The sequence below is a fragment of the Pseudomonas sp. D(2018) genome (assembly GCF_005502555.1).
GTDB lineage: Bacteria > Pseudomonadota > Gammaproteobacteria > Pseudomonadales > Pseudomonadaceae > Metapseudomonas > Metapseudomonas resinovorans.
On sequence record NZ_SCOK01000016.1, the window covers coordinates 67,967 to 84,344 of the forward strand.

Annotated in this window: 13 protein-coding genes; 6 read left to right on the top strand and 7 right to left on the bottom strand. The window is 63.7% G+C overall.

Annotation, left to right across the window (positions count from 1 at the left end):
* Positions 1–7 precede the first annotated feature (7 nt).
* Genes FFS60_RS12830 through FFS60_RS12840 form a run of 3 tightly spaced genes read right to left on the bottom strand, consistent with a single transcriptional unit; the run spans position 8 to position 3,500 of the window.
* Complete coding sequence (locus FFS60_RS12830) at positions 8–1,843, bottom strand: Gldg family protein (RefSeq protein WP_028627426.1); 1,836 nt, start codon at positions 1,841–1,843, stop codon at positions 8–10.
* A 2-nt stretch (positions 1,844–1,845) separates the two neighbouring features.
* Positions 1,846–2,580: an ABC transporter permease subunit gene (locus FFS60_RS12835; protein WP_028627425.1), complete on the bottom strand. Its 735-nt coding sequence runs from the start codon at positions 2,578–2,580 to the stop codon at positions 1,846–1,848.
* Positions 2,577–3,500: an ABC transporter ATP-binding protein gene (locus FFS60_RS12840; RefSeq protein ID WP_028627424.1), complete on the bottom strand. Its 924-nt coding sequence runs from the start codon at positions 3,498–3,500 to the stop codon at positions 2,577–2,579. The genes FFS60_RS12835 and FFS60_RS12840 overlap by 4 nt, the downstream gene beginning before the upstream one ends.
* A 231-nt stretch (positions 3,501–3,731) precedes the next feature.
* Between FFS60_RS12840 and plsB the strand changes: the two genes are divergently transcribed.
* The 5 genes from plsB (at position 3,732) to FFS60_RS12870 (ending at position 9,137) form a co-directional block, all read left to right on the top strand.
* Positions 3,732–6,230 carry a glycerol-3-phosphate 1-O-acyltransferase PlsB gene (gene plsB, locus FFS60_RS12845; protein ID WP_137822167.1) on the top strand — a complete coding sequence of 833 codons (2,499 nt, stop codon included), beginning with the start codon at positions 3,732–3,734 and terminating at the stop codon, positions 6,228–6,230.
* Positions 6,231–6,411: 181 nt separating this feature from the next.
* Entirely contained in the window at positions 6,412–6,678 is a 267-nt protein-coding gene (locus tag FFS60_RS12850) for a hypothetical protein (RefSeq protein WP_028627422.1), read from the top strand.
* Positions 6,675–7,892, top strand: coding sequence for a hypothetical protein (locus tag FFS60_RS28685; protein WP_171016520.1), 1,218 nt, complete (start codon positions 6,675–6,677; stop codon positions 7,890–7,892). The genes FFS60_RS12850 and FFS60_RS28685 overlap by 4 nt, the downstream gene beginning before the upstream one ends.
* Positions 7,893–8,018: 126 nt before the next feature.
* On the top strand, positions 8,019–8,417 hold the full coding sequence (locus FFS60_RS12865) for a YbaY family lipoprotein (protein WP_028627420.1): 399 nt from the start codon (positions 8,019–8,021) through the stop codon (positions 8,415–8,417).
* 42 nt (positions 8,418–8,459) lie between these two features.
* Complete coding sequence (locus tag FFS60_RS12870; protein WP_137822169.1) at positions 8,460–9,137, top strand: DUF4197 domain-containing protein; 678 nt, start codon at positions 8,460–8,462, stop codon at positions 9,135–9,137.
* Positions 9,138–9,245: 108 nt separating this feature from the next.
* Here FFS60_RS12870 and FFS60_RS12875 read toward each other — a convergent pair whose 3' ends face one another.
* From FFS60_RS12875 to FFS60_RS12885, 3 genes are all read right to left on the bottom strand, one after another.
* On the bottom strand, positions 9,246–10,403 hold the full coding sequence (locus FFS60_RS12875; RefSeq protein ID WP_137822170.1) for an aromatic ring-hydroxylating dioxygenase subunit alpha: 1,158 nt from the start codon (positions 10,401–10,403) through the stop codon (positions 9,246–9,248).
* A gap of 150 nt (positions 10,404–10,553) precedes the next feature.
* Positions 10,554–13,670 (bottom strand): efflux RND transporter permease subunit, encoded by a 3,117-nt coding sequence (locus tag FFS60_RS12880; protein WP_137822171.1) that lies wholly within the window; start codon positions 13,668–13,670, stop codon positions 10,554–10,556.
* Positions 13,671–13,676: 6 nt separating this feature from the next.
* The gene (locus FFS60_RS12885) at positions 13,677–14,780 is read right to left on the bottom strand and encodes an efflux RND transporter periplasmic adaptor subunit (protein ID WP_137822172.1); all 1,104 of its coding nucleotides are present in this window, start codon (positions 14,778–14,780) and stop codon (positions 13,677–13,679) included.
* Positions 14,781–14,872: 92 nt separating this feature from the next.
* Here FFS60_RS12885 and FFS60_RS12890 point away from each other — a divergent pair, with 92 nt between their 5' ends.
* Positions 14,873–15,508 (top strand): TetR/AcrR family transcriptional regulator, encoded by a 636-nt coding sequence (locus tag FFS60_RS12890; protein ID WP_028627415.1) that lies wholly within the window; start codon positions 14,873–14,875, stop codon positions 15,506–15,508.
* 37 nt (positions 15,509–15,545) lie between these two features.
* Here FFS60_RS12890 and FFS60_RS12895 read toward each other — a convergent pair whose 3' ends face one another.
* Positions 15,546–16,319 (bottom strand): class I SAM-dependent methyltransferase, encoded by a 774-nt coding sequence (locus tag FFS60_RS12895; protein WP_137822173.1) that lies wholly within the window; start codon positions 16,317–16,319, stop codon positions 15,546–15,548.
* Positions 16,320–16,378 lie beyond the last annotated feature (59 nt).

Here is a 16,378-nt window from a genome sequence, read left to right on the forward strand (position 1 = left end):
GTCCCCCTTATGCCTTGCGCCGACGGCGCCAGAACCACAGCACCAGCACACCCAGGGTCAACACCAGCGGCACCAGGGCGATATTGATGAATTTCAGGGTGCGTCCCAGGTCTTCGATGCTGGCATTGAGCTGGAAGCGCACATCGCGCAGTTCCTTGCGAATGCGCAGCTTCTCCTGGATGAACTGCTGCAACGCAGCCTGTTGTTCCGGGGTCAATTCCAGGGCCTTGGCAGGGTCCTGGCTCTGCTGCAGCGATGCCAGCTTCTGCTCGGTGTCGGCCAGCCGCTGCTGGAGCTCCTGCTCCTGTTCGCGGAACTTCACCTCGGCGTCGCGCTGGAGATTCTCCACGACGTCGAACGGACGGCTGAAGCGGCCGCGGGAGCGCACGCTGATCAACGCATCGGAACCGGCCAGGTTATCCAGCGCGTTGATGGCGAAGCCGGAGTTATCGGCCCAGGGTTGCGGTACACGCTGGCCGAAGAAGTCCTGCACCTGCACCCACATGCGGTCACTGAGGATATCGGTGTCAGCGACGGCGATCACATTGATGTTCGCTGCCGACTTCAGCCCATCCTTGCGTCCTTCGACACCGTTGGGGAAAGCCGACTCCGCCGGACCACTGATGCGTGCGGCCACCGCGTAGCGCTCACCCGTGGGTTTGAGTTCGCGGATCAGCTCCTCGGGGTCAGCAAGCATGCCGAAGCGCTGCACGTCGAACGGCATCGAGTACTCGGAGCTCTGAATCAGCGGCACGAAGTGGGTCTTGGCGCCATCCAGCGGTTTCAGAATACCGGCAGTGGCTACGGTGATGTTCTCCAGACCGGCCGTGCTGACATCGCTCTGGTCGAGGCTGTGCCTGGGCAGGTTGAGCCACGCGGCATGACGCGCGGGCGGCTTGTCCTGGCCCATGCTGACCGACATGGCATTGGCGCCGTCGCCCAGCACCTTGCCAGGCACCATCTGCAGGCCCCAGGCCTTGAACAGGGAATCCAGATCGGAGGACTTGTCGCCGCCTGGCTCGCCCGGCATCTCCATACCGGTGTCGGCCTCGCTCCAAGGGTCGACGAAGGCCAGCAGCTTGCCACCGCGCAGGACGAACTGGTCAATGGCGTACTGGGTTTGCTCTGGCAGGTTCTTCGGGTGCACCAACAGCAGCACCGAAACCTTCTCGGGAATCTGGTCGATGTCGCTCTTCAGGCTCTCGATCTGGAACAGCTGACGGATCTCCTCCATCACCATCCAGGCCGGGGTCGGCTGGCGGCTCATCATGTCGAAACCGCCATTGAGCTGCAGCCCGGAGAGCACACCCACCACCGGTCGCTCCGGCTTGGCCAGGCTCTGCACCAGGCGACTGATCTCGTACTCGAGGAACTCCTCCTGGTCCAGCGGGAAGAACGGGATGATCTGGGTGTCGTCGACGCCGTTGGTACCGGCCAGCCCAAAGTAGACCTGGTCGCCCCCCTGCTGCAGCGGCACAGCCTGCAGACCGAATTCGGCGGCCTTGTCCTCGTCCTCGGAGAAGGGTTCCGGGTCGACGATATGCAGCTTGATCTTGCCGTCGGCGGCCCGCTCATAGGCCTTCAGCATCTCTTCCACGCGCCGCGCGTAGTTGCGCAGTACCACCAGATCCTTGGCAGTCTTGTCGGAGTAGAAGAAGTAGAGGTTGATGGGCTCGTCGATCTCGCCAAGGATCTTCTTCGTCCCGTCGGAGATGGTGTAGAGCTTCTGTTCGGTCAGGTCGACCCGCGCGTTGGTCAGGGTCAGCCCGGCGAGCATGTTGAACGCCAGGAAAGCCAGGGCGATCAACAGCAGCCCGGCACTGGAATACATCAGTTTCTTCATGTTCAGTCGGCCTTCTTCAGATCGACCACCACGGCGGTGGCGGCTAGCCAGGCGGCGATCAGGGTGACGAAGTAGAGCAGGTCACGCAGGTCGATCACGCCCTTGCTGATGGCATCGAAACGGGTCAGGAAACTCAGCGAGGCCACGGCATCCAGCAGCCACTGGGGTGCCCAGGCGCTGAACGCATCAAGCACCAGCGGGAAGCCGCTGACGATGAACAGGAAGCACACGCTGACGGCGAGGATGAAGGCGATCACCTGGTTCTTGGCCAGCGCCGACATGCACGATCCAATGGCGAGGAAGGCACCCGCCAGCAGCCAGCTGCCGATATAGCCGGTAATGATGGCGCCATTGTCCGGCTCGCCCAGGTAGTTGACCGTGAGCACCATCGGGAACGTCAGCAGCAGCGCCAGCCCGGAGAACGCCCAGGCAGCGAAGAACTTGCCGGTGACCGCTTCGAAACGGGTGATGGGGAGGGTCATCAGCAACTCGATGGAGCCGGACTTGCGCTCCTCGGCCCAAAGGCGCATCGCGATGGCCGGCACCAGGAACAGGTAGAGCCAGGGGTGAAAATTGAAGAACGGCGCGAGGCTCGCCTGGCCGCTTTCGTAGAAGCCGCCCAGGTAGAACGTGAAGACCCCGGAGAGCACCAGGAAGATCACGATGAATACATAGGCCAGCGGGGTGGCGAAGTAGCTCGCCAGCTCGCGTTTGAAAATCACCGGCAATTGCCTCATGCCGCTTCTCCCCGGGTCAGTCGGCGGAATACTTCGTCGAGACGGCCGCGCTCCACGTCCAGCTCCTTCACTTTCCAGCCACGCTGGTGGATCAACTGATTCACCTGCGGGAAGATCACCTCACCCGGCTTGGCCAGGATGGTCAGGCCACCTTCGATGGCGTTCTCCTCGATACCGGCAACGCCCGGCAGTACGGCCAGGGCGAGCATGTCCAAGGGCTCCTCGGCTACCAGGGTGACCGCCTGGTGATAGCGCGAACGGCTTTCCAGTTCGAACGGCGTGCCGTCTGCCACTACCTTGCCGGAAGCGATCACCAGGGCGCGGGTGCAGACCGCCGCGACCTCTTCGAGGATATGGGTGGAGATGATCACGATCTTGTCGCGAGCCAGGCTCTGGATGAGCTGGCGAACCTGATGCTTCTGGTTCGGGTCGAGGCCGTCGGTCGGCTCGTCGAGAATCAGCGCGCGCGGGTCGTGGAGTATGGCCTGAGCCAGGCCGACACGACGCTTGAAGCCCTTGGAGAGCGTCTCGATGGACTGGCCAAAGACACTCTCGAGCTCGACCTGGCCCACCGCCCGGCTTACCCGTGACCTTTTCTCGGCACCGCGATAGCCACGGACCTCGGCAATGAACTCGAGGAAGCCGCGCACGGTCATGTCGCCGTAGCACGGGGCACCTTCAGGCAAATAGCCGATTTCCCGCTGGGCCCTGAGTGTCTGGGTCTGGATATCGAAGCCGAAGATGCTCGCGGTACCGGAGGTAGGCGCAAGGAAACCGGTAAGCATCTTCATCGTGGTGGATTTGCCTGCGCCGTTGGGGCCCAGAAACCCCAGCACCTCCCCAGGTGCGACGCTGAAGGACAGATTATCCACGGCAGTATGGTGCGCAAAGCGCTTGGTCAGATTTGTTATCTCGATCATGGCCTCTAGTCCCGAAGGGAGCAGCCCCTGGCCATGCTGGCCACCGGGGCCTTGCAAAACGCTGGCGGACTATAAGGAGTCCCCCGCAGGCATTGCAAGACAGCCACTTGTGCGAAAAGTTGCAGGAATATTCGGTTAGAAACGACAGCCAGTGGCTTTTTGCGACCCGGCGGCGAATACGGCAAACTAGCCGCCCCGAGCAATCGCTCGTTTCACAGCATTACCCCCGTCATGACCCGCTCCCCCTTCCGCCGCCTTGCCTTTGGTGCCCTGCGCCGCCTGCTCTACCTCTGGGTGCGCTCGGAGACCATCAACCAATCCGCCTTCACCTTGAAGCTCGACCGCAGCAAGCCGGTGCTCTACGTGCTGCAGCAACCGTCGGCCAGCGACCTGGCGGTGGTGGACCGGGAGTGCACCAAGGCCGGCTTGCCTCGTCCGGTGCTGCCGGTGGCGGTGGGTGACCTGCTGGAGCCAGCCGCGTTCTTCTACCTGTCGCCGGAGCCGGGCTGGCTTGGCGGCCAGGACAAGCGCGGTGCCTCCCCCACTCTGGTACGGGTGTTGGGCGCCATTCAGCAGAACGCGGTGGAAGATGCGCAGATCATCCCGGTGACGGTGTTCTGGGGGCAGTCGCCTGATCGCGAAACGAGCCCATGGAAGCTGCTGTTCGCCGACAGCTGGGCGGTAACCGGACGCCTGCGCAAGCTGGTCAGCATCCTCATCCTCGGCCGCAAGACCCGCGTGCAGTTCTCCGCCCCGATCCACCTGCGTGAGCTGGTGGAACAGGACAAGGGCCCGGAGCGCACCCTGCGTATGGTCAACCGTATCCTGCGGGTGCACTTCCGCAATCAGAAGACCGCAGTCATCGGCCCCGACCTTTCCCATCGCCGTAACCTGGTCAAGGGATTGGTGCGCGCGCCCATGGTCCGCCAGGCCATGGCCGAGGAAGCCGAGCGCGAGAAGATCAGCCTGCCCACAGCCGAGGCCCTGGCGCTGAAGTACGGCAACGAAATCGCCTCCGATTTCGCCTACACCGCCATCCGTTTCCTCGAGGTCGTGCTGTCCTGGTTCTGGAACAAGCTGTACGAAGGCATCAAGGTCAACCATATCGAAGGCGTGCAAGACATCGCCCAGGGCCATGAAGTCATCTACGTGCCCTGCCACCGCAGCCATATCGATTACCTGCTGCTGTCCTACCTACTGTTCCGCAACGGCCTGACCCCGCCGCACATCGCTGCCGGCATCAACCTCAACATGCCGGTGATCGGCGGCTTGTTGCGCCGTGGCGGCGCGTTCTTCATGCGCCGCACCTTCAAGGGCAACCCGCTGTACACGGCTGTGTTCAACGAATACCTGCACACCCTGTTCAGCCGCGGCTTCCCGGTGGAGTACTTCGTCGAAGGTGGGCGCTCGCGCACGGGGCGCATGCTGCATCCGAAGACTGGCATGCTCGCCATCACCCTGCGCAGCTTCCTCCGCTCCTCGCGTCTGCCCATCGTCTTCGTGCCGGTATACATCGGTTACGAGCGCGTGCTGGAAGGTCGCACTTACCTGGGTGAGTTGCGCGGTGCGAGCAAGAAGAAGGAATCCATCTTCGACCTGTTCAAAGTCATCGGTGCACTGAAGCTGCGCTTCGGTTCGGTGGCGGTGAACTTCGGCGAACCGATCAAGCTGGCCGAGTTCCTCGACCAGCAGCAACCGGACTGGCGTACCCAGGAGTTGGGCCCGCAGTTCCGCCCAGCCTGGCTCAACGACACCACCAATCAGTTGGCCGTGCGCATTGCCCGCCACCTCAACGACGCGGCGGCGATCAACCCGGTCAACCTGGTGGCCCTGGCACTGCTCTCCACCAGTCGCCTGGCCCTGGACGAACGCGCCCTGACCCGTGTGCTCGATCTCTACCTGGCGCTGCTCCGCGCCGTCCCCTATTCGCCCCACGCCACCCTGCCGGAAGGCGATGGCCAGGCGCTGACCCAGTACGTGCAGAGCATGAACCTGCTGGCCGAGCAGAAAGATGCGCTGGGCAAGATCCTCTATCTGGACGAGCAGAACGCCGTCCTCATGACCTACTACCGCAACAACGTGCTCCACGTGTTCGCGCTGCCGGCGCTGCTGGCGTGCTTCTTCCAGAGCAGCGCGCGAATGAGCCGCGAGCAGATCCTGCGTTATACGCGCGCGCTCTATCCCTACCTGCAGGCCGAGCTGTTCATCCGTTGGGACGCCAGCGAGGTGGAAGGCGTGGTCGACCAATGGCTGGCCGCCTTCGTTGAGCAAGGCCTGCTCAAAGTCGAAGGCGACGTGTATGTGCGCCCGGCACCGAGCTCGCGACAGTTCGTCCTGCTGACGCTGCTGGCCCGTGCCATCGTCCAGACGCTTCAACGCTTCTACATGGCCATCGCCCTGCTACTGAACGCAGGGCAGAACCAGTTGAGCGCCGAGGAACTGGAAGACCTCTGCACCGTCATGGCGCAGCGCCTGTCGATTCTCCATGGCCTGAACGCCCCGGAGTTCTTCGACAAGAGCCTGTTCCGTCACTTCATCCAGACCCTGCTGGACCAGCGCGTCCTGCGTCGCGACGAAGCCGGCAAGCTGAGCTACCACGAGTTGCTCGGCGAGTTGGCTGAAGGCGCCGCCAAGCGCGTGCTGCCGGCGGAGATCCGCCTGTCTATCCGCCAGGTAGCTCTCGATCGCCAGACCGAGGCCGAGCCGGAAGCCCCGGCAGAAGCTGGCTGACCCTTGCAGTACCAGGCCTCCGGGCCTGGCGCCTCCTTTGCGCTGCCCGACTAAGACCGTTCCCACATCACAATAAGACCGCTCCCGGCAGGCGTGCCGGGGTCCCCTCCGTACCATTCGGCGCTGCGCCGCCTCGGACATCCGAGCGCACCACCAGTCCCGAACATGGAAGACCCCGCCCATGCTGCTGAGAACCATCACTGTCGAGAAAGACACCGGAGAGGTGGTCAACGCTGCCGTCCTGTGCAGCTTCGCCATCCCCCTGATCGACCGCAACATCCTCGTCTACACCCTCAACGAAGAAGGCCGCAACGGCACCTCGAAGGTCTACGTGGCCAGCGCCGTGCCCCAGGAAGACGGCTATCACCTGGCCGGCCTGGAGTCCGAACAGGAATGGCAGTACGCCGTGCAGGTCCTCAAGCAGATCACCAAGGGGGATGAATCGTGAGCACGACTGAAAAGCTGGAATTCCACTTCGTTCAGCTCAAGGGTGAGATCACAGGCGGCGACCAGAAGCCAGCCGTGACAGGCTCACACCACAACCTGGCCATCAACCGGTCCGCGGTGAACAGGCTGATTGCCACCCGCGAAAGTGCCAACACCGGTGAGCCACTGCCGTCCACCCGTCCACCGCTGGTGGAGGAAGCCGTCATCACGGCAGCCCCGCCCTCCCCCATCGACAGCCGCTCCCTTGGCGTGGACTTCAGCCTGAGCTTTCCCGCCATCGCCGACACTCCCGTTGCGGAGCCCACCCAGATCGCCGAGGAAGCCCCGGAACTGATCTCGCACGAGCAAACTGACGTACACGCCAGTGATGTGGACGCTGTTGATGACGCGCCTTCCTCGGCAGCTCCCTTCGAGACTGAGCCTGAGCCCCAACCAGAACCAGAACCAGAACCAGAACCGCAGCCTGAACCTGAACCCCAGCCTGAGCCACAGCCCAGCATCGAGGCTGAACGCCCCCTCGAAATCGAGGACATACGACATTACATCCCTCAGCCTGTGACGCCCTCACCGATGACCAACACCGAGACCGAAGTAGCGGTCGAGCGCTCCGCAGATACTCCCCACGCGGCGTTCCTCGGCAGCGATACCGACAGCGTCCTGTACGACGTGCAGAGCACCCTCGACTCCCTCGCAGACATGGCCAAAGGCCTGACCCAGCAGAAACTGGACGCGCTGAAGCATCAGGAAAACCTGGAGCAACGCAAGTCGCAGCTGCAAGAGAAGGAGCGCCTCCTCGCGGACAAGGACGAACAACTGCGGCTGCTGGAAGCACGCCTTACACGCGAAGTCTCCAATCTGGAACGGAGCGCCGAGGACAACGCGCGCGCCCTCGCCGAGCGCAGCGCCGCCCTCAAGGCCCTGGCCGAAAGCGTCGAAGCGCGCGACCGCGGCACCGCCAAGCTTGCCGAAAGCCTGCGCCTGGAGAAGCAACGCAACGATGAGCTGGCCGAGTCCCTGGGGCGCCGTGCCGAAGCCTTGGAGGAGCGCGAGGCCGCGCTCAATCGCAAGGACGACGAACTGGCCGAGAAACTCAAGCAACTGATCGCCGCCAAGGACCGTTTCCGCGCCTTGGTCAAGGCCTTCAACGAAACGGTGCAGTTCAACGACACCCTCAACTCCATATCCAGCACGGCACTGGACGACAATCCGCACTGACCCCACAGCCACATCGCCCCCACCCGGGGCGATGTCATTTTCGGGCGTCTTGACCTGGCACCATGGCTCATCGTGCGTGGCCTTCTATAGTGGCATCTGTCGATCCCGCATGACCCCGAGGTCCTGATGAAAGCACTGTCCGTGATCCTTGCCGGTAGCCTGCTGGTTGCCTGCGCCGGCCATCCCGCCAGCGAAACTCGCCAACTGGAAGGTGAGGTCTTCTACCTGCAACGCATGGCCCTTCCCCCGGCCGCGACCCTCAGCGTCAGCCTCCAGGACGTATCGCTGGCCGATGCCCCGGCCGTGGAACTGGCCCGCCAGCAGGGACCGATAGAGGGCCAGGTGCCGCTGGCCTTCCGGCTCGACTACGACCCCGCCAAGGTCCAGGCCAACCACCGCTACGCGGTGAGTGCGCGCATCGAACTGGACGGCAGGTTGATGTTCATCAGTACCGAGCAGCACTCGGTTAAACTCGACGGCTCCGACCCGCAGCCACTTCGCATCAAGGTCGATCCGGTCCGCTGAGCACAAACAGACCGTCCTCCCCCTAGCCACAAGGATGCAGCAATGATCCGCTTTGCCACCCTCTGCGCCGGCCTCGCCCTGTCTGCAAGCGCCTTCGCCCTGTCCATCGCCGATCTCAGTCAGTCGGATGCCACTGGCGGCCTGAAGGACGCGCTGACCCAGGGCGCCAAGGTCGCCGTCCAGCAATTGGGCAAACCGGGCGGCTTCGCCGAAAACCCGGACGTCCGCATCGAACTTCCGGGCAACCTCGGCAAGGCCGCCAGAACCATGAAGATGATGGGCATGGGCGCCCAGGTGGAACAGCTCGAAGACACCATGAACAAGGCCGCCGAAGCCGCAGTACCGCAGGCCCAGGCAATGCTGGTGGACGCCGTGAAGAAGATGACCGTGCAAGACGCCAAGGGCATCCTCAGCGGCCCGGATGACGCCGCCACCCAATACCTGAACACGTCCAGCCGCGACCAGCTGCGCGCCAAGTTCCTGCCCATCGTCAAGCAGGCCACCGACAAGGTGGGTCTGGCCCAGCAATACAACAGCTTCGCCGGCCAGGCCGCGAGCTTCGGCGTCGTGGATGCCAAGAGCGCCAATATCGAAAGCTACGTGACCGAAGAAGCCCTGGACGGCCTGTTCAAGATGATTGCCGAGCAGGAGGCCAGCATCCGCCAGAACCCGGCAGGTGCCGCCACTGGTCTGGCGAAGAAGGTGTTTGGAGCGCTTTGAGCCTCAACGAGGTACGGATGAGCCCGGCGTGATGCCGGGCTTTTTCTTTGAACGACCAACAAGCGCCAGTGAATGAGCGGCATATCGGATTGGCAATCCGGCGTGAAATCACTTTGCCAACACCGCCACGCGCTCATCCGCCAACGCTTCATCCAGCCCCTGGTGGAACCAGCGCAGCGCCTGCTCGAAACGCCCATGCCAGAGCCGGTCGCTGGCGCCGGCCTGAATCCCGGCCTGCACCCGTGCCGCCATGGCGAAGTCCTCCTCCAGCGCCGAGTAGAGAATGGCGTTGTTCTTCTCGAAATAACGCTGCGCCTTCTCCGTCGCCGGAGCTTCCGGCAGCAGAGTGTGGCCTAGCACGCGGGTGGCGAGGGGGCCGTCTGGGAACACAGTGGAGAAGTCGATGTGGTCCGGTTCCACCAGTACCAGGGTGTTGGGCCAGAGGAAATACAGCAGGTTACCGTGGTGCCTCAGGTTCCAGTCACGTTCAGGCTGATCGAGAACCTCACGCAAGTTGCGCTTCACGTAGTAGTTGCGGATATGCCGGCCGAAGCGCTCGAACAGCCCCAGGTTGGGCCAGAACAGGTGATCGATGGTGGCCTGGTGCGCCCTGGAGACGTGGTAATTCTCCAGGAAAGTGTCGATGGTCAGCTTCCAGTTCACCGGCCGGTGAATGTCCCGGGGATCGAAGACCACATGCTCATCCAGGGCGAAGCTGTCGAAGTCGGCCAGGATCTGCTCACCGAAGAAGGCATCCATGTCCAGTGCCGGCCCGGGTGAGTGGCGCGCCCATATGGCGCCGAAGCGCTCGGCCACCGGTACCTCAGTGAGGTTCAGGCAAGCCCGGTCTATGCCCTCGAAGCCATAGCCATGGGGGATGCCGCGCAGTTGGCCGTCCGGGTTGTAGGACCAGGCGTGATAGGGGCAGACGAATACCCGGTTACGCCCGCAGGCATCACCCACCAACTGAGTGCCCCGGTGCTTGCAGACATTGAGAAACGCGCTCAGTCGGCCGTGCTCATCGCGGGTCAGCAGCAGCGGCGCCAGGAGGTCGCGGGTGACGAAATGACCGGGTGGAACCTCGCTGGAACGAGCCACCAGCAGCGGTTCACGGCGCAGAACCTCGTCGCGCTCGCGGCGGTATCGCTGTTCATCGAGATAGACGTCCACCGACAACGATGAAGGCGCGTCGAGGCATTCGGATACGCCCCGTTCCACCAGTGCCAGGGTTCGCTTGAGCAATTCCACCTGGGTCGCATGCTGCATGGGCACCTCTTCTTGTGGCGATTGGCGGTAGCGAGCCCGGCCAGTCTCTGCCTGGCAGGCGACGACGCCAAGGGCCGGAGAGGAAGTGGCCGCAGGATTGGCAGAAACAGCCCATACACATGAAAAAGGCCCCCGAAGGGGCCTTTGTCGTCAGTGGCTGGGTTGGACGTCCGGTGCCCGCACCGGCCTTGTCTGTTCGGCTTCCGCCGGCTTGACCCGGAACCAGGCCGCATAGAGCGCGGGCAGGAACAGCAGGGTCAGGGCAGTGGCGACGATCAGGCCGCCCATGATGGCCACGGCCATGGGACCGAAGAACACGCTGCGCGACAGTGGGATCATCGCCAGCACCGCCGCCAGGGCGGTTAGGACAATAGGCCGGAAGCGTCGCACCGTGGCCTCGATGATGGCATGCCAGCGATCCAGACCCTGGGCGATGTCCTGCTCGATCTGGTCCACCAGGATGACCGAGTTGCGCATGATCATCCCAGCCAGGGCAATGGTGCCGAGCATGGCGACGAAGCCAAAGGGCTGGCGGAATACCAACAGGAACAAGGTCACGCCGATGAGCCCCAAGGGCGCCGTCAGGAAGACCATGGCCGAGCGCGAGAAGCTCTTCAGCTGCAACATCAGCAGCGTCAGCACGACCACGATGAACGGCGGCATGCCGGCGTTCACCGACTTCTGCCCACGAGCGGAGTCTTCCACCGTACCGCCGACTTCCAGCAGGTAGCCGTCCGGCAGTTCGGCGCGGATCGGGTCCAGCGTCGGCGAGATGTCCTTGACCAGACTCGCCGGCAGGGACTTGTCGTAGATATCGGCGCGCACCGTGACCGTCGGCAGGCGGTTGCGGTGCCAGATGATGCCTTCCTCGAAGCCGTACTCCAGGGTGGCGATCTGCGACAGCGGCACGCTCTGGCCATTGTCGGTGGGCACGGCCAGGCTCGGCAGCAGGGCCAGTTCCTGGCGTTCACGCACGGTCCCGCGCAGCAGGATCTCGATCAGCTCGTTGTCCTCGCGGTACTGGCTCACCGGCGCGCCGGTCAGCGAACTCTGCAGGAAGCGCGAGAGATCGGCGGTAGTCACACCCATGGCGCGGGCGCGGTCCTGGTCGATATTCAGCCGCACCACCTTGCTCGGCTCTTCCCAATCCAGGTGCACGTTCACCACATGGGGGTTCTCACGCACCTTGTCGGCCACCTGGCGGGCCAGTGCGCGGACTTCGTCGATGTGTTCGCCAGACACGCGGAACTGCACCGGGTAGCCCACCGGCGGACCGTTCTCCAGGCGCGAAATGCGGCTGCGCAGGGCGGGGAATTCGTCGTTCAGCACCTGGATCAGCCAGCTGCGGATTTCCTCGCGGGACTCGATGGATTTGGCCAGCACCACGAACTGGGCAAAGCTGGCCGCCGGCAGTTGCTGATCCAGCGGCAGGTAGAAGCGTGGCGAACCGGTGCCGACATAGGCCACGTAGTTATCCACACCCGGATGCTCGCGCAGCAGCTGTTCCAGACGCTTGACCTCAGCCTCGGTGTTGGCCAGGGACGAACCCTCGCCCAGTTTGAGATCGACCATCAGTTCCAGGCGACCCGAGGATGGGAAAAACTGCTGGGGAACGAAACGGAACAGGGCGATGGAGGCCACGAAAGCAGCCAGGGTCAGCAGGATCACGGTCTTGCGTCGCCGCACACACCACTCCACCACGCGACGGACCCGCTGGTAGAAGGGCGTGCCGTAGGGATCGTGGCCCTTGTCGCTGCCGCCGTGCTTCTTCGCGTGCAGCTTGGCCAGGTCGGGCAGCAGGCGGTCACCCAAATAGGGCACGAACACCACCGCGGCGATCCAGGACACGACCAGGGCGATGGTCACCACCTGGAAGATCGAGCGGGTGTACTCGCCGGTGCCGGATTGCGCGGTGGCGATGGGCAGGAAGCCGGCGGCAGTGATCAGGGTGCCGGTGAGCATGGGGAACGCCGTGCTGCTCCAGGCGAAGCTCGCCGCCTTGAGACGGTCATAGCCCTGCTCCATCTTGATGGCCATCATCTCCACCGCGATGATCGCGTCGTCCACCAACAAGCCCAGTGCCAGCACCAGGGCGCCGAGCGAAATCTTGTGCAGGCCGATGCCGAGGTAGTACATCGCGGCAAAGGTCATCGCCAGTACCAACGGGATCGACAGCGCCACCACCAGGCCGGTGCGCAGGCCCAGGGAGAAGAAACTCACCAGCAGCACGATGACAAGCGCCTCGGTGAGCACGCGAACGAACTCCCCGACCCCGGTCTTCACCGCTGCCGGCTGGTCCGACACCTTACGCAACTGCATGCCGGCCGGCAGGTTCTCCTGCAGGCGGGCGAACTCGCCCTCCAGCGCCTGGCCAAGCACCAGGATGTCGCCGCCGGACTTCATGGACACCGCAAGGCCGATGGCGTCCTCGCCCATGAAGCGCATGCGCGGCGCTGGCGGGTCATTGAAGCCGCGACGAACCTCTGCCACATCGCCAATGCGGAAAGTGCGGTCACCCACGCGAATGGGGAAGTCGCGAATTTCCTTCACCGAATCGAAACGGCCGGAAACACGCAGCTGCACACGATCGCTGGGCGTCTCGAAGAAACCGGCGGTAGCGACCGCGTTCTGCTCCTCCAGGGCTTGCTGCACTGCGGCGAGCGGCAGCCCCAGGGTGGCCAGCTTCACGTTGGACAGTTCGATCCAGATCTTCTCGTCCTGCAGGCCGAGCAGCTCCACCTTGCTCACATCCTTGACCCGCTGCAGCTGCAGCTGGATGCGGTCGGCGTAGTCCTTGAGCACGGCGTAGTCGAAACCTTCACCGGTCAGCGCGTAGATGTTGCCGAAGGTGGTGCCGAATTCGTCGTTGAAGAACGGTCCCTGGATGCCCGGCGGCAAGGTATGGCGAATGTCGCTGATCTTCTTGCGGACCTGGTACCAGAGCTCGGGAATCTCGTTGGAATGCATGGAGTCGCGCGCAATGAAGGTCACCTGCGACTCACCGGGACGGGAGAAGGAGACGATCTTGTCGTACTCGCCGGTCTCCATCAGCTTCTTCTCGATGCGTTCGGTGACCTGGCGGGAGACTTCCTCGGCACTGGCGCCCGGCCAGTTGGTGCGCACGACCATGGCCTTGAAGGTAAAGGGCGGGTCTTCGCTCTGCCCCAGCTTGGTGTAGGAAATGGCCCCGACAATGCCCAGCAACAGCATGATGTAGAGGACGATCTGGCGATTCTGCAGCGCCCAGGCGGACAAATTGAAATTCACGGCGCCTTACTCCTTGGCCAACAGCTTCACCGAACGGTTGGCGCGGTCCACCGGCCGCACCTGCTGGCCTTCGCGCAGCACCTGCACGCCGGCTGCCACCACCCAGTCATCGGGTTGCAGGCCTTCGAGCACGGGCACGCGGTCTTCGCCATAGGGACCGACGCGCACCAGGCGACGCTTCAGCGTGGAGTCCTTGGGATCGACCACCCAGACATAGGGCTGGCCCGCTTCGGCAGTCAGTGCCGACAGCGGTACGGAAAGCGGCACCGCGCCGTTGCTGCGGATGAACACGCGAGCGCTCTGGCCCAGTTCCGCCGGGACCTTGTTGTCGGCGAAGGCGACCCGTGCAGCGAAAGTACGGGACTGCGAATCAGCGGCCGGTGCCAGTTCACGGATGCGTGCCGGGTAACGCTGACCGGGCAGCGACCAGAGCTCAACCGCCACATCCTGGCCAACCTTGAAACGGTCGATCGCGTGTTCCGGCAGGCTGATCAGGACTTCGCGTTCACCATCGACGGCCAGGGTGAAGACGGTCTGGCCGGCGGCCACCACCTGTCCGACTTCCGCGCGACGGGCGGCGATCACGCCATCCCGGGAAGCACGCAGCACGGTGTAGGCCGCCTGGTTGCTGGCGACGTTGTGCTCGGCCTTGATCTGCTTCACCCGCGCCTCGCCGGCGCGGAAGGTGTTTTCCACGTTGTCGTACTGGGAGCGGCTGATCATCTGGCGATCCAAGAGGGTGCGGTAGCGATCACGCTCGGCGCGCACCAGCGTGAGGTTGGCCTCAGCCGCAGCCACCTGGGCCCGGCTAGCCTCCAGTTGCAGGCGCACGTCCTGTGGGTCCAGCTCGGCCAGGGCCTGATCCTTCTTCACCCGCTGGCCCACTTCCACCAGGCGCTTGGCAATCTTTCCACCGATGCGGAAGGCCAATTCCGGCTCATAGCGCGAACGCACTTCGCCCGGGAAGGTATCCACCGCATCTGCCGCCGGTTCGGGCTGCACCACCATGGCCGGACGAACCGCCTGTTGAACAGGCTCCCCATTGCCGCAGGCCGCGATCAGAAGAGAGAGGGAAAGGGGCAGAGCGAGGGGCAAGGCATGGCGAAACATGATGAATGACCTTTCGCGAAGAACAGCTGGAATATTTATACTGCTGGGTATAGTAAAAATAGCAAACTCACCAGTCCAGTATTTATAAAGAAATGTCAGACAATTCATTTCCAACCAACGGCCCAGGCCGTCCGAAAGATCCGGTAAAGAGAAAGGCCATTCTCGAAGCCGCGAAGAATCTTTTCCTAAGGAACGGCTACGACGGCAGCAGCATGGACGCCATCGCCGCCGAGGCCGGCGTGTCCAAGTTGACCGTGTATAGCCACTTCACGGACAAGGAGAGGCTGTTCTCCGCCGCGGTGAAGGCCAAATGCGAGGAGCAGCTGCCAGAGCTGCTGTTCGAGCTACCGGCCGACGCCAGCATCGAGAGCGTGCTGCTGAACATCGGTCGCAGCTTCCATCAGTTGATCAACAGCCGCGAATCCCTCGAGCTGCACCGGGTGATGGTGGCCATGGCCAACCAGGATCCGAAGCTGTCACGGATGTTCTACGAGGCGGGACCGCTGCAGATCCTGCAGGAGATGACCGGGCTGCTGGCCCACGCCAACGAGGCCGGCAAACTGCGCATCGACCATCCACAGAACGCCGCGGAGCACTTCTTCTGCCTGATCAAGGGCGGGCACAACTTCCGCCTGCTGATCGGCTGCGCGGCGGCGCTGGAGGGGGAAGAGGCCGAGTTGCACGTACGGGAAGTGGTCGAGCTGTTCATCAGGGCCTACCGGCCCTGACGGAAATGGCACGGAACTTCGAGGCCCTTGGCTGGCCTCAGGCTTCGAGCTTTTTCTTCGGATAGATGTCGTAGCGGCTGGATTTACCCTCCAGCGCATAGCTCGGCTTGGCGCCCTCGATGATCGGCGCCTTGCGTGGGCGCTTCACCACCACTCGGTGGCTGGCCAGGGCCAGGGCGGCCCCCAGCAGCGCCGGCGCATCCTGGTCATCGCCCACCAGCGGACGGAACAGGCGCATTTCCTTTTTTACCAGGGCGCTCTTGTCGCGGTGCGGGAACATCGGGTCCAGATAGATCACCTGGGGCGCCTCCCCCTGCCACCCCCGCATCAACTCGATGGCGTTGCCCTGCAGCAGGCGCATGCGCGCGACGATGGCGGCTGTCTCCAGGTCCCGTCCGGCGCGGGCCAGACCGTCTTCCAGCAACGCGCCGATCAACGGCTGGCGCTCGATCAGGGTCATCTCGCAGCCCAGGGTGGCCAAGACGAAAGCATCGCGGCCCAGGCCCGCGGTGGCGTCCAGCACCTTCGGCCGAATACCCGGCTGCACGCCAACGGCCTTGGCGATCATCTGCCCACTGCCACCCCCGAATTTGCGCCGGTGCGCTGCCGCTCCTTCGACGAAATCCACCCGCACCGGGCCTGGCGAATCAGGCCCCAGCTGCAGCAGTTGCAGACCGTCACCACCGAGCTGAAGGGCGAAATCTGCCTCGCCTTCCCGCACCAGCCCCAGGCGCGCAGCCCAGGTCTCCAGCGCTTCGGCATAGGCCGGTTCAAGGGCTTCTGCCCTTACCCTGACGGATTCTTCACTCATGGACCTACACGCCTGACCGGAAAACCCGCGCATTCTGCCAGAGCCGGCAGCCAGCGTCC